Source organism: Alkalihalobacillus bogoriensis ATCC BAA-922, assembly GCF_000621445.1.
Lineage (GTDB): Bacteria > Bacillota > Bacilli > Bacillales > Bacillaceae_F > Bacillus_AO > Bacillus_AO bogoriense.
Genome location: NZ_KK211277.1, coordinates 140,570 through 154,419 on the forward strand (window position 1 = coordinate 140,570; position 13,850 = coordinate 154,419).

The 13,850-nt window shown below is 37.4% G+C and carries 11 protein-coding genes; all 11 read right to left on the reverse strand.

Features of this window, described 5'->3' with window-relative positions; all coding sequences use genetic code 11:
- Positions 1-65 precede the first annotated feature (65 nt).
- The 11 genes from rbfA to T323_RS0116500 all read right to left on the reverse strand — a co-directional run bounded on the left by rbfA (position 66) and on the right by T323_RS0116500 (position 13,849).
- The gene (gene rbfA, locus T323_RS0116450) at positions 66-410 is read right to left on the reverse strand and encodes a 30S ribosome-binding factor RbfA (protein ID WP_026674241.1); all 345 of its coding nucleotides are present in this window, start codon (positions 408-410) and stop codon (positions 66-68) included.
- Between the two features lie 19 nt (positions 411-429).
- Positions 430-708: a DUF503 domain-containing protein gene (locus tag T323_RS0116455; RefSeq protein ID WP_026674242.1), complete on the reverse strand. Its 279-nt coding sequence runs from the start codon at positions 706-708 to the stop codon at positions 430-432.
- Positions 705-2,852, reverse strand: coding sequence for a translation initiation factor IF-2 (infB, locus tag T323_RS0116460; RefSeq protein WP_026674243.1), 2,148 nt, complete (start codon positions 2,850-2,852; stop codon positions 705-707). The genes T323_RS0116455 and infB overlap by 4 nt, the downstream gene beginning before the upstream one ends.
- Positions 2,853-2,868: 16 nt before the next feature.
- On the reverse strand, positions 2,869-3,183 hold the full coding sequence (locus T323_RS0116465) for a YlxQ family RNA-binding protein (protein WP_373279341.1): 315 nt from the start codon (positions 3,181-3,183) through the stop codon (positions 2,869-2,871).
- A complete protein-coding gene (gene rnpM, locus T323_RS0116470) occupies positions 3,180-3,452 on the reverse strand; it encodes an RNase P modulator RnpM (RefSeq protein ID WP_026674245.1) in 273 nt (90 codons plus the stop codon). The genes T323_RS0116465 and rnpM overlap by 4 nt, the downstream gene beginning before the upstream one ends.
- A gap of 19 nt (positions 3,453-3,471) precedes the next feature.
- Positions 3,472-4,578 carry a transcription termination factor NusA gene (nusA, locus tag T323_RS0116475; RefSeq protein ID WP_026674246.1) on the reverse strand — a complete coding sequence of 369 codons (1,107 nt, stop codon included), beginning with the start codon at positions 4,576-4,578 and terminating at the stop codon, positions 3,472-3,474.
- Between the two features lie 20 nt (positions 4,579-4,598).
- The gene (gene rimP, locus T323_RS0116480; RefSeq protein ID WP_026674247.1) at positions 4,599-5,066 is read right to left on the reverse strand and encodes a ribosome maturation factor RimP; all 468 of its coding nucleotides are present in this window, start codon (positions 5,064-5,066) and stop codon (positions 4,599-4,601) included.
- A 213-nt stretch (positions 5,067-5,279) separates the two neighbouring features.
- The gene (locus T323_RS0116485) at positions 5,280-9,575 is read right to left on the reverse strand and encodes a PolC-type DNA polymerase III (protein WP_026674248.1); all 4,296 of its coding nucleotides are present in this window, start codon (positions 9,573-9,575) and stop codon (positions 5,280-5,282) included.
- 130 nt (positions 9,576-9,705) lie between these two features.
- A complete protein-coding gene (locus T323_RS0116490) occupies positions 9,706-11,409 on the reverse strand; it encodes a proline--tRNA ligase (protein ID WP_026674249.1) in 1,704 nt (567 codons plus the stop codon).
- Positions 11,410-11,430: 21 nt separating this feature from the next.
- Complete coding sequence (gene rseP / locus T323_RS0116495) at positions 11,431-12,684, reverse strand: RIP metalloprotease RseP (protein ID WP_026674250.1); 1,254 nt, start codon at positions 12,682-12,684, stop codon at positions 11,431-11,433.
- A gap of 16 nt (positions 12,685-12,700) precedes the next feature.
- Complete coding sequence (locus T323_RS0116500; RefSeq protein ID WP_026674251.1) at positions 12,701-13,849, reverse strand: 1-deoxy-D-xylulose-5-phosphate reductoisomerase; 1,149 nt, start codon at positions 13,847-13,849, stop codon at positions 12,701-12,703.
- Position 13,850: the final 1 nt, after the last annotated feature.

A 13,850-nucleotide genomic window follows, 5' to 3' on the forward strand; every position in this document is an offset into this window, starting at 1 on the left:
ATTTATCCCCCTTAATACAGACAAAAGGATAGATAGGCTTCCCTATTCTATCCTCTGACGTAAAACTATTCTTTATTTAAATCAGCTAATAGTGCTTCAATTCGATTACCATATTCGATCGACTCATCAAACGTAAAAGTAATTTCCGGTGTTTTACGTAATCGAATTCTCTTTCCAATTTCAGAGCGAATAAAGCCTGATGCTTTTGATAAGCCTTTTAACGTATCAGCTTTCTCTTCTTCACTACCTAATACTGTAATATAGACTTTTGCTTGTTGAAGGTCACCAGTGACGTCAACACCTGTTACTGTTACAAATTTCACCCTAGGATCTTTAAGCTCTCTCATAATAATATCGCTTAATTCCTTTTTCATTTGTTCTCCAACACGACTAGCACGAACATTACTCATTTATATCACCTCACTACCATTACAGCCATTCATACGATGTAACTGTTCTTTCTAGTTCTGGTGTACTATCCACCAACGCCATTGCTCGACCAAGTTCTTTTTCAGCAACTGTTTTATCTGAAGCTACTGTAACAATGGCAAGCTCACATCGTTGCCATACATCTTGATATCCGATTTCTGAGACAGAAACATTGAAACGTTGTTTTAATCGTGTGATCAGACTTTTAGTAATCGAGCGTTTTTCTTTTAATGACTGAGGGCTATATAAGTATAGCTCACAGTAAACGACACCTATCATTGGCGTTTAATTTCCTCCATGATGTAGGCCTCAATAATGTCGCCTTCTTTTAGGTCATTAAACTTTTCTAACGTAATCCCACATTCATAACCTGCTGCTACTTCTTTCGCGTCATCTTTAAATCGTTTCAATGCATTAATTGCCCCTTCGTAAATGACAATACCATCACGAATTAAACGGACCGTGGAATCTCTAGTGATTTTTCCGTCAGTTACATAAGATCCGGCAATCATCCCAATTTTAGAAACTTTAAATGTTTGACGCACTTCTGCTTGACCAATGACTTTTTCTTCGAACTCAGGGTCAAGCATTCCTTTCATAGCTGCTTCAATCTCATCAATTGCATTGTAAATGACACGATGAAGTCGAATGTCAACTTGTTCTGCTTCTGCAGTACGTTTTGCATTATTATCTGGTCTTACATTAAATCCGATAACAATAGCATGTGATGCAGAAGCTAAAATAATATCTGATTCAGTAATTGCGCCTACACCTGTGTGAATGATGTTGACTTTAACACCTTCCACATCAATTTTTTCTAATGAGCCGCGCATTGCTTCTACAGACCCTTGCACGTCTGCTTTGATAATGACGTTAATTTCTTTAATTTCCCCTTGTTGAATCTTACTAAATAAATCATCTAAGCTTACTTTTGAAGTTTCTTTTAACTGTTCTTCACGCTGTCTTGACATACGCGTTTCGCCAACTTGACGAGCAGTTTTTTCATCTTCGAATACTTTAAATTGGTCACCAGCTAAAGGTACATCATTTAACCCAGTAATTTCAACTGGTGCAGCTGGACCTACTTTTTTGACTCGACGGCCAAGGTCATTAACCATGGCACGAACACGCCCAAAAGTATTTCCAACGACAATCGGGTCACCGACTTTTAATGTCCCTGATTGAACTAGCAGTGTTGCAACAGCTCCACGACCTTTATCAAGTTGCGCTTCAATGACGGTACCTTTTGCTAAACGGTCAGGGTTGGCTTTTAATTCAGCTACTTCAGCAACAAGAAGGATCATTTCTAAAAGCTCATCAATTCCTTCACCTTGTAGCGCAGATACAGGTACAAAAATAGTATCTCCACCCCAAGCCTCTGGTACTAATTCATATTCTGTTAATTCTTGCATCACACGGTCAGGATTGGCTGCTTCCTTATCCATTTTGTTAACTGCAACAATAATAGGAACACCCGCTGCTTTCGCGTGACTAATCGCTTCTTTCGTCTGTGGCATAACACCATCGTCTGCTGCAACAACAAGTACACAAATATCGGTCACTTGTGCTCCTCTTGCTCTCATCGTTGTAAAGGCAGCGTGGCCTGGTGTATCTAAAAACGTAATTCGTTTTCCACTAACTTCAACTTGGTACGCTCCAATATGCTGAGTAATCCCACCTGCTTCACCTGCAACGACTTTTGTTTCTCGGATGGAATCTAACAAAGTTGTTTTCCCGTGGTCAACGTGACCCATAATTGTAACAACAGGAGGACGTTCTTTTAAGCTTTTTGGATCTTCTTCTTCGACAGCTTCTTCGAAATTTGTCTCGTCGACGATAATTTCTTCTTCCACTTCAACCCCATAATCACCAGCAATTAATTCAATTGAATCTTTATCTAACTCTTGATTAATCGTAGCCATTACCCCTAAAAACATAAGCTTTTTTATAATTTCTGAAGGTTCTTTTCCTAATAGCTTTGCTAACTCTCCTACAGATAATGTACCGGAGAACGTTATTTTTTCTGGTAATGGTTTTTGTTTTGGTGCCTGTGGTTGTTGCTGGTTGTTCTGTTGTTGTTTACCTTTGTTTTGATTGTTGTTATTGTTACGTTTGTTATTTTGGTTCGGCCTATTTTGATTAAAATTTCCTTGCTTTTTGTTTTGTGCCTGATTTTGTCGTTGTTGTGGCGGCTTTGAAGCTGGTTTCTGATTATTATTTTTTGGTGCTGATGTTTTTGGTTCTTGTTTCACTTTTGGTTCTTCTTTTTTTGCAAATTGCCCGTCAAGTTTTTTGATTGTATCCTCATCAATAACTGACATGTGATTTGATACCGAAACATTCATTTTATTTAAAGCATCAATGATGTCCTTATTCGCAATGTTCTTTTCTTTAGCATATTCATATATTCGCATCTTCCTCATATGTTTACCTCCACCTCTATTGATCGATTAGTGTTCCCAATTTTTTAGCAAAACCGAAATCAGTTACACCTAATACGACTCTCTCTCCTTTGCCTATCGCACCGCCCAGTTTGTCTCGAGTTCCTACAATATATAGTGGCACCGAGTAAAATGAGCATTTATCCGTTACTTTTTTTACTGTTTGAGGGGATGCATCTTCAGACAGTAGGACAAGCTGGACGCCTTTACGTCGAACCTCTTTAATTACAAGCTCTTCACCTGAGATGATTTTCCGAGCTCTCGCCGCTAGCCCAAGTAGCGACAGCCATCTTTCTTCATTTGCACCCATCATTCTTTCGCCTGCGCTCTCATTTGTTCAAGTTGATCATATACTTCTGGGCTTACTTTTACATTTAAATGCTTTGATAAAACATCTTTTGATTTCGCAATCTCAAAGCATTGTTGACTATTCGTTAAATAGGCGCCACGACCATTTTTCTTCCCCGTTAAATCCACCGAAACTTCCCCTTCTTTTGAACGGACAATTCGAATTAGTTCTTTTTTCGGCTTCATTTCATTTGTAACTATACATTTTCGAAGTGGAACTTTACGTTGCTTCATGGGCTCCATCTCCTTATCCTTACTCTACTTCTTCTTCAATAGCATTTTCTTCTATTACAGGAGTTAACTCTTCATCAGATAATAATCCTAGTTCTTCAGCTTCTGACTCACTTTTAATGTCAATTTTCCAACCTGTTAGTTTTGCAGCTAACCTGGCATTTTGACCTCTTTTCCCAATCGCTAATGATAGTTGGTAATCAGGAACGATAACTTGAGTCATTTTTTCTTCTTCGTTTACCGTTACTTTTACAACTTTTGAAGGACTTAGTGCATTGGCTACATAAACAACAGGGTCTTCTGACCATTGTACAATATCAATTTTTTCACCTTTTAACTCATTTACAATTGTTTGTACTCTTTGTCCTTTCGGGCCAACACATGCACCAACAGGGTCAACTTCTGGATCATCGGCATAAACCGCTATCTTTGAGCGATCTCCGGCTTCTCTAGCAACCGATTTAATTTCAACCGTACCATCGTATATCTCAGGTACTTCTAATTCAAATAATCGCTTTAATAATCCAGGGTGTGTTCTAGAAATTAAAATTTGAGGTCCTTTAGTTGTCTTTTCCACTTTTGTAATAAAAGCCTTAATTCTATCATTATGCTTATACTGTTCATTTGGCATTTGTTCGTTTAAAGGAAGAAGCGCTTCAACTTTTCCTAAATCAACATAAATAAAGCGATTATCTTGACGTTGTACAATGCCTGTCATAATGTCTTCTTCTCTATCAATAAAATCTGAATAAATGATACCACGTTCTGCTTCACGGACACGTTGAGTCACGACTTGTTTCGCCGTTTGTGCCGCGATGCGCCCAAAATCCTTTGGTGTAACTTCAATTTCAACAACATCGTCCACTTGGAAATTCGGGTTGATTTTTTGTGCTTCATCCTCAGAAATTTCTAGTCTTGAATCAAACACTTCTTCCACAACCGTTTTTCTTGCAAACACACGGATCATTCCGGAGTCACGATTAATGTCAACACGTACATTTTGTGCTTGATTAAAATTTCGTTTATATCCCGAAATAAGAGCAGCTTCAATCGCTTCAATAATAATATCTTTACTTATCCCTTTTTGCGTCTCTAATGTTGTCAATGCATCCATAAAATCACTATTCATGGATCTCTCCCCCTTTCAACTTAAAAAACTACTGCAAGTCTTGCACTTGCCATTTTCTCGTATGGAATGGTGACGACTTTCTTTCTTGTCTTCACTTTCACTTCAACTTGAAGCTCTTCCCCGTCAAAACTAGTTAATGTTCCTTCGAACGCTTTTTCTCCGTTAATCGGCTCATATGTAGTAATATATACACTTTTTCCAACCGCTTTACGCAAATCTTCTTCTTTTTTTAATGGCCTCTCAGCTCCTGGAGAAGATACTTCTAAAAAGTATGGGTCTTTAATTGGATCTGTTTCATCCAATTTTTCACTAAGTCTTTCACTCACTTTTCCACACTCTTCAATGTCAACCCCATCGTCGGAATCAATATATACGCGCAAAAACCAGTTTTTACCTTCTTTTTTATATTCAATATCAACTAGTTCTAACTGCAACTCTTCAACAATCGGCATAACCAATTCTTTCGTAATTTCAGTTATTTTACTCATTAAAAGATCTCTCCTTTGTCCTTTGAAGGAGTGCTATACGTATAGTTTTTACTCAGGATATCAACCTTAACCCATCTAAATGAACAAGAAAGAGTGGGTTTCCCCACTCTTTTGGCTTCGTATTCTAAGTATTACCATAAAAACAATATCATACTCCACTTAGAAATGCAACAACGTGAATCATACCTTACGATGGTACACACTTCAGTTTAGCTAAAATAACGATAATTGATTGGATTCAGGTAAATCAGCTAAACATCCATGCTGATCTAAATTTTCCAATACCGTTTTTGTTAGCTTACTTCGTTGCTGTAAATCCTCTTTCGACAAAAACTCTTGTTGCCCTCTTGCTTTGACAATATTTATCGCAGCGTTTGTTCCTACCCCAGTAATCGCGTTAAATGGTGGAATTAATGTATTTCCTTTAATAATAAACTCCGCTGCTTTTGATTCATATAAGTCAACTTTTTCAAACGAATATCCACGTTCTACCATTTCCAGCGATAGCTCTAGTACAGTTAATAAGTTTTTTTCCTTTGGTGAAGCATCTAAACCTTTTTGGTTAATTTCTTCAATTTTTGTACGAATCGTGCTAGAACCTTTAATCATCGTATCTAGATCAAAATCATCTGCTCTTACTGTAAAATATGCTGCATAATATAGAAGTGGAAAATGAACTTTAAAATAAGCTATCCGAACAGCCATTAATACGTAAGCAGCTGCATGGGCTTTCGGGAACATATATTTTATCTTCATGCACGAACCGATATACCAATCTGGAACGTCATGCTTTTTCATTTCTTCAATCCATTCTTCTTGTAGACCTTTCCCTTTACGGACAAATTCCATAATTTTAAAGGCCAACGATGGCTCCAACCCTTTATAAATCAAATAGACCATAATGTCATCACGACAGCCAATTACGTCTTTAAGTTCACATGTTCCGTCATAAATTAACTCATTGGCATTGTTTAACCATACATCTGTACCATGTGAAAGCCCCGAAATTTGGACAAGCTCTGAAAACGTACTTGGTTTTGTTTCTTCCAACATTTGTCGAACAAACCGCGTTCCAAATTCCGGAATACCAAGTGTTCCTGTTTTACACATAATTTGTTCTTCAGTAACGCCAAGTACTTCTGGACCAGAAAATATTTTCATGACTTCTTTATCATCTGTTGGAATGGTTTTCGGGTCAATTCCACTTAAATCTTGTAGCATTCTTATGACTGTCGGATCATCGTGTCCTAAAATATCGAGTTTCAATAAGTTATCGTGAATGGAATGGAAGTCAAAATGCGTTGTTTTCCATTCTGAATTTTTATCATCTGCAGGGAATTGAATCGGACAAAAATCATGGATATCCATATAATCCGGAACTACAATAATCCCTCCAGGATGCTGTCCTGTTGTTCGTTTTACTCCTGTAAATCCTGAGGCTAACCGGTCGACTTCTGCAGAGCGAATATGCAATCCATGGTCGTTTTGGTACCCTTTGACATACCCGAATGCTGTTTTATCGGCGACTGTCCCAATCGTTCCAGCACGATACACATACTCTTCACCAAACAGTTCTTTTGTGTAATTATGGGCTCTCGGTTGGTATTCTCCTGAAAAGTTCAAATCGATATCAGGTACTTTATCTCCTTTAAAACCTAAAAACGTTTCAAACGGTATGTCTTGTCCATCTTTAATGTATGCTGTTCCACATTCAGGACAATCTTTATCAGGTAAATCATATCCTGAGCCAACCGAACCATCATTAAAGAAATAAGAGTGGTGACAGTTCGGACAAACATAATGAGGAGGAAGTGGATTCACTTCAGTAATTTCTGTCATTGTTGCTACAAAGGAAGAACCGACAGACCCTCGGGAACCTACTAAATAACCATCAATTAAAGATTTCTTCACTAGTTTATGAGAAATAAGATAAATAACGGCAAACCCATGTCCAATTATACTTTTTAATTCCTTTTCTAATCTTGCTTCAACAATTTCAGGCAATTGTTCCCCATAAATGCTACGCGCCATATTATAACTCATCTGACGAATTTCATCATCGGCTCCTTCGATTTTCGGTGTATATAAATCATCAGGGATCGGATGAATCGTATCGATTTGATCAGCAATCGCATTTGGATTTGTAATAACAACTTCTTTTGCCTTTGTCCCTCCTAAAAAAGAGAAACAATCAAGCATTTCTGTTGTTGTTCGAAAATGGACATCTGGTAATGTTTGTTTATTTAAAGGATTCGCCCCACCTTGAGAAGCAATTAAGATTTTACGGTAAATTTTATCCTTTGGTTCTAAGTAATGAACGTTTCCAGTTGCTACAATTGGTTTGTTTAACTTATCGCCTAGCTTTACAATATTATAAAGAATTTGTTCAATATGCTTTTCATCTCGAACAAGCTCTCTCTCGATTAAATGACGATAGTTGGAAGCAGGTTGAATTTCTAAGTAATCATAAAACTTCGCGATTTCTTCCACTTCTTCTGGTGACTTTTGCATCATCCCTTCAAAAACCTCGCCTTTATCACAACCAGAACCTATAATTAGGCCTTTTCGATATTTTTGCAATAAAGAACGTGGAATTCTAGGTGTCCGGAAGAAATATTCAAGATGAGAAAGGGACACAAGCTTGTACAAATTCTTTAAGCCTTCTTGTGTTTGAGCCAACACAATACAATGGGAAGGTCGTTGCCGTTGGAAGTCACCTTTTCCCATATTATCGTTTAATTGGTTATGATTGATTACACCGCGTTCATTTGCATCTTTCACCATTTTCCACAATAAATAACCTGTTGCTTCAGCGTCATAAATGGCACGGTGATGACTCACGAGTTCAATATCAAACTTTTTACAAAGTGTATTTAAACGATGATTTTTAAGCTCTGGATATAAAAAGCGACCTAATTCTAACGTATCAATAACGGGATTCGTTGCATCCCCAACTCCAATATTTCGAAATCCTACATTTAGAAAGCCCATGTCAAAACTTGCATTATGAGCAACTAAAATCGCATCACCAATAAACTCATGGAATTTCTTTAATACGTCTTCAATTTCTGGTGCGCCTTGGACTAAGTCATCAGTTATTCCTGTTAACTCAATGATCGTTTGAGATAAAGGCTCATGTGGGTCTGCAAAAGATTCAAACCGATCAATTATTTCTCCGTTATGAATTTTTACTGCAGCTAACTCAATGATTTTATTATAAACAGCCGATAACCCTGTTGTTTCAACGTCAAAAACAATATAAGTTTCATCCATGAGCATCCGGTCTGCAATATTATAAGCAATCGGAACACCGTCATCTACTAAATTCGCTTCAAGACCATATAAAACTTTGACGCCCGTTTTCTTACTAGCTGAATACGCATCAGGAAATGCTTGAACGACAGCATGGTCTGTAATGGCAATCGCTTTATGTCCCCATTTACCAGCTTGCTCAACATATTTTCCTACATTAGCAATCGCATCCATTTGACTCATTGTTGAATGCAAATGAAGCTCAACTCGTTTTTCCTCTGCTTCATCTTTTCGAACTTCTGGTGTAATTTGATTGATGTCGTTGGCAATCATAACTAAGTCACGGACAAATGTATCGTTTTGGACACCACCACGAACTTTTACCCACATTCCTTTTTTCACTGCTTGTAGAAGAGGAATATCTTCTTTGTCACGTGAAAACAGTTTAACTAAGATAGAACTGCTATAATCTGTAATTTTAAATGTTAATAAAACTCGTCCACTTCGTAACTCTCTTGTTTCTGCGTCAAAAATATATCCTTGTACCGTAATTCTACGTTCCTCATCCATAATTGTATCTAACATAATCGGTTCGTCTTTGATTGGATAGCCGATCATTAAAGGCTGATCACTCGTAGCGTCCACTTTCTTTTCCATTTTTTTCTTTTCAAGAATCGCTTCTACAACTTTCGAATGGTCTTCTTGAGCGCGCTGTTCCACGAATTTTTCAAACTCTTTTTCAGATTCCTTAACGACAATTTCTAATGTAACAGAGGGAAATCCAAATGTTTTCATCGTTGAGGCTAATATTTCCGTACACTTTCGTTTCACTGCGATGCCTTCTGTATCATTGCGAACTTCAACAACAATTTGTTTTCCGTTCCATTTCGGTACTTGATTTTCTAGCATCCCAAGAATCCCATTTGAAATCCCTACCATTCCTTTTATCCAAAGGGGCCAATATTCTTGTACAAGTGATTCTTGTAACTCTACCTTTTCATAAGAAATCGAAAAAGAAACAGAAGCAATATGACCAAATGCTTCGTTCATATTCGCTCGAAACAATTCATACACATTGGCAGGTAATACTTTTTGTAATTTGAAATAAAAATGCCAACGTTTTTCAAGCTTATGAATGGTCAATTTTTCAATTGAGCCTTCACGAAAGTAATTGTCAATGAGACTGGTAGGAATCGCAATTTGTTGTAATAGCAGTTGAAACCGTTCTTGTCTAATTTGTTCTTCCTGAGTCCCCATGTTTTCCTCTCCTTTTTATTTCTTTTTAACATAGAAGAAGCATAGATAAAGGTGAGACCCCTCCGTGCAGAAGCACGAGGAGGCTCACCTGGATCCTGCAAAAAAAAGTAAAGTCTATTTCCGATATGCTTTATCGTTGTGTTAACAGCTGTCGGAGTAATGCCGGTAGCTCACTTCTTTCTACTTCTACCATTTCTCCTGTTTTCCGAACTTTCACTTCAACAATATTATCAACGGCTTTTTTTCCAACGCCAATACGGACTGGTAAACCAATTAAATCACTATCGTTAAACTTAACTCCCGCTCGCTCAAGACGATCATCATATAACACATCATATCCTAATTCTTTTAGTTCGACATAAAGAGATTCCGCCAATTGTTTTTGTCTCTCATCTTTCATGTTGATTCCAACTAAGTGAATATGGAAAGGCGCTACAGGCAATGGCCATACTATTCCTTTTTCATCATGGCATTGTTCAACGATTGCCGCTACAGTTCTAGATACGCCAATGCCATAACAACCCATAATCATCAATTGTGATTTACCATTTTCATCTAAATAAGTGGCACCTAATGCTTCACTATATTTTGTTCCTAGTTTGAAAACATGACCGACTTCAATTCCTTTTGCAAACTTTATCGTGCCCATTCCATCTGGAGAAGGGTCCCCTTCTTGAATCAAACGTAAGTCTGCAAATTCATCAACTGAAAAATCACGAGTTACATTCACATTTTCATAGTGATACCCAGCTTCGTTTGCTCCACATACCCCGTTTACAATAGCGGCTACCGCATGGTCAGCCACAATTTTTATATTTTCAAGGAGTACAGGTCCGATATACCCTGGCTCACAACCGGTAACGGATTCGATTTGTTCATTTGAAGCAAGCTCTATTGTTGCTTTATTAAATAGATTTTTCACCTTAATTTCATTGACTTCATGGTCACCTCGAACAAGAACAAGAACAGGTTCTTCATTAACAATGAACATCACTGATTTAATAATACGTGAAGCATCTGTATTAAAAAATGCGGCAACTTGTTCAATGGTTTTTGCATTTGGTGTTTCCGTCTTCACTCGTTCTTTAATATCAGAAGTGCCTTGTTTATATTCTACATTCACTGGGGCAATTTCAATATTGGCAGCAAAAGAAGAACTATCTGAATAAGCAATCGTATCTTCCCCTACTTCGGTTAACACCATAAATTCATGTGTATCCGTTCCACCTATTGCTCCACTATCTGCTTCTACCGCTCTAAAGTCAAGTCCACATCTTGTAAAGATAGCATTGTAGGCTTCATACATTTTTTCATAACTTTGATCAAGTCCTTCTTGTGAAGTATCAAAAGAGTAGGCATCTTTCATAATAAATTCTCTTGATCGTAAAACACCAAAACGAGGTCTTCGCTCATCTCGATATTTCGTTTGAATTTGATACATATTTACAGGTAATTTTTTGTAGGACTTAATATCATCTCGTATTAGACTTGTAATCACTTCTTCATGTGTAGCCCCTAATACGAAATCCCGGTTATGTCTATCTTTTAATCGCATTAGTTCAGGACCATAATCTCCTAAACGTCCAGATTGCTCCCATAGTTCTGCGGGTTGAATGGCAGGCATTAGCACTTCTTGTGCTCCTTTAGCATCCATTTCATCACGAACAATTTCTTCTACTTTACGTAGTACACGTTTTCCTAGCGGGAGATAAGAATAAATTCCTGCTGCGTTTTGACGAATTAATCCAGCACGTAGCATTAATTGATGACTAGCGATATCTGCATCTGCAGGAACGTCTCTTAAAGTAGGAATTAAAAAAACACTTTGCCTCATAATTTCCGAACCTTCTTTCGTTTACAAGAAAAATTTATTGATATCATTCCAAGTGACAACTAGCATTAAAAGCATTAAAAGAGCAAATCCAATAAAGTGAATCATTCCTTCTTTTTGGGGGTCTACTGGTTTTCCGCGAACCGCTTCAAGTCCAATAAAAATTAATCTTCCCCCATCAAGAGCTGGTAAAGGAAGCAAATTAATAATTCCAAGATTCACACTTAATACCGCTGCCCATTTCATTAAAATAAATATTCCCATTTCAGCAGCTTGACCCGTATAATTATAAATTCCAACAGGTCCAGCTAAATGGTCAAGAGAAAATTGACCTGTAATTAACATTCCTAGTGACTCAAAAATCAGTTTAGTAAACATATATGTTTCTGTTATACCATATTGCAACGACCCTAGTAAGGAAAATTCTGTCGGCTGACTGATCCCAACAAATCCTTCTTTTTCTCCTAGCTGATTTTCTCGCTCTTGAGGTATAACTGGAATTTCTAACCTTTGGCCATTACGTTCCACTTCAAACATAAGCTCTTGACTAGGATGTTGCTGAATAATCGCAACTACTTCTAACCATGTATCTGTAGCTTGACCACTTATCGCTACCACCTGGTCATTTTCCTCTAATCCAGCTTCAAAAGCAGCTCCTTCTGGGATAACTTCGCCAATCTTTGCTTTATCGACTGGCATCCCTGCTAATAGGGCAAACGCCGTTAAAATAACAAAGGCTAACACAAAATTCATTAATGGACCTGCAAAAATCGCTAATGCCCGTTGTCCCACTGTTTTTGAACCAAACTGTCGATTTAATGGTGCAATTTGAGTGGATTCCTCATCAAAGACAATTTCAGCTTTTTCGTCTACTAAAAAAGTGATAAGCTCATCGCCATCGTAAGCTTCTACAAACAAGTCTTTTTCTAAATCAATTCGCTCAACACTAACCACTCTTGCATCTGGATGCTTTGATTTATTGTTGACTATCAACTTTGAAACTTTGTTATTGTTGTTAAAAACAAGTCCTACATCATATCCCGGTTTAATATGAACGGTTTCGGGATCTTCACCGGCCATTCGAACAAATCCACCTAATGGTAACAGTCGAATCGTATACACCGTTTCGTCCCGTTTAAAAGAGAATACTTTTGGACCAAAACCGATTGCAAATTCCCTACACAAAATACCAGCTCGTTTTGCAAAATATAAATGTCCCCATTCATGAATAAAGACAAGCAAACCAAAAATGATCACAATGGAAATTAACGTATTCACTAGTTTATCAACACCTTTATTTAATTAATGAGGTTACAAAAGATCTTGTTTCTTTGTCCACTTCTAATATATCATCTAACGAAGGATCTGCAATGGCATCATGCTTTTCAAGAGACTTTTCAATAAGTTGTTCAATATCAAGGAATGATATTTTTCCTTCTAGAAATGAAGCTACCGCCATTTCATTTGCAGCATTGAGGACGGTTGTCATCGTTCCTCCAATTCGGCCTGATTCATAAGCAAAATGAAGACAACGAAACCGGGTAAAGTCAGGTTTTGAAAAATGAAGCTTTTGAATCTCCCATAAGTTTAACCTGTCTTTATTCTTAAACTCAAGCCGTTTTGGGTAAGATAACGCATATTGAATCGGCACTCTCATATCAGGTGTTCCTAATTGTGCAATCACACTTCCATCAATATATTCTACCATAGAATGAATAATACTTTCTTTATGAAGGATCACTTCAATCTTGTCATAAGGGATGTTGAACAACCAATGCGCTTCAATAACTTCCAATCCTTTATTCATCATCGTTGCGGAATCGATTGTAATTTTTGACCCCATTGACCAGTTCGGATGGTTTAAAGCTTCTTGCACTGTTACATTTTGTAATTCAGAACGGGTCTTATCACGAAAACTACCACCTGATGCTGTCAATATTAATTTTGTTATATCTCTTTGCTGTTCTCCTTGTAAACATTGAAAGATTGCTGAATGTTCACTATCTACAGGAAGTAGTGCAACTTCATTTCTTCTAGCCGCTTCAGTGACAATATGCCCAGCTGTTACTAATGTTTCTTTATTAGCGATTGCGATTGTTTTTTTTGCTTCAATCGCAGCAAGAGTTGGAACTAAGCCAACACTTCCAATCACTGCGTTCACGACAATATCAACTTCATCAAGTGTTGCCACTTCTATAATGCCTTCTTCACCATACCGCAACGTGACATTGGCAGGAAGCTGACTTACTAATTTGTCATATGTTTCTTTTGATTGAACAGAGACTACTTTTGGTCGAAACTCATGAATTTGCTCAATCGCTAAAGCTTCGTTTTTCCCAATTGACATTGCCGATAAGGAAAATTGCTCTGGATGTTGCCTAATAATATCTAATGTTTGAGTTCCAATTGAGCCTGTTGCTCCAAGTAAACTAATGTTCTTCAAC

Bases quoted from the DNA above. Each gene is read 5' to 3' on its own strand.
- rbfA (WP_026674241.1), bottom strand. From the start codon at position 410: ATGAGTAATGTTCGTGCTAGTCGTGTTGGAGAACAAATGAAAAAGGAA.
- T323_RS0116455 (WP_026674242.1), bottom strand. From the start codon at position 708: ATGATAGGTGTCGTTTACTGTGAGCTATACTTATATAGCCCTCAGTCA.
- infB (WP_026674243.1), bottom strand. From the start codon at position 2,852: ATGAGGAAGATGCGAATATATGAATATGCTAAAGAAAAGAACATTGCG.
- T323_RS0116465 (WP_373279341.1), bottom strand. From the start codon at position 3,183: ATGATGGGTGCAAATGAAGAAAGATGGCTGTCGCTACTTGGGCTAGCG.
- rnpM (WP_026674245.1), bottom strand. From the start codon at position 3,452: ATGAAGCAACGTAAAGTTCCACTTCGAAAATGTATAGTTACAAATGAA.
- nusA (WP_026674246.1), bottom strand. From the start codon at position 4,578: ATGAATAGTGATTTTATGGATGCATTGACAACATTAGAGACGCAAAAA.
- rimP (WP_026674247.1), bottom strand. From the start codon at position 5,066: ATGAGTAAAATAACTGAAATTACGAAAGAATTGGTTATGCCGATTGTT.
- T323_RS0116485 (WP_026674248.1), bottom strand. From the start codon at position 9,575: ATGGGGACTCAGGAAGAACAAATTAGACAAGAACGGTTTCAACTGCTA.
- T323_RS0116490 (WP_026674249.1), bottom strand. From the start codon at position 11,409: ATGAGGCAAAGTGTTTTTTTAATTCCTACTTTAAGAGACGTTCCTGCA.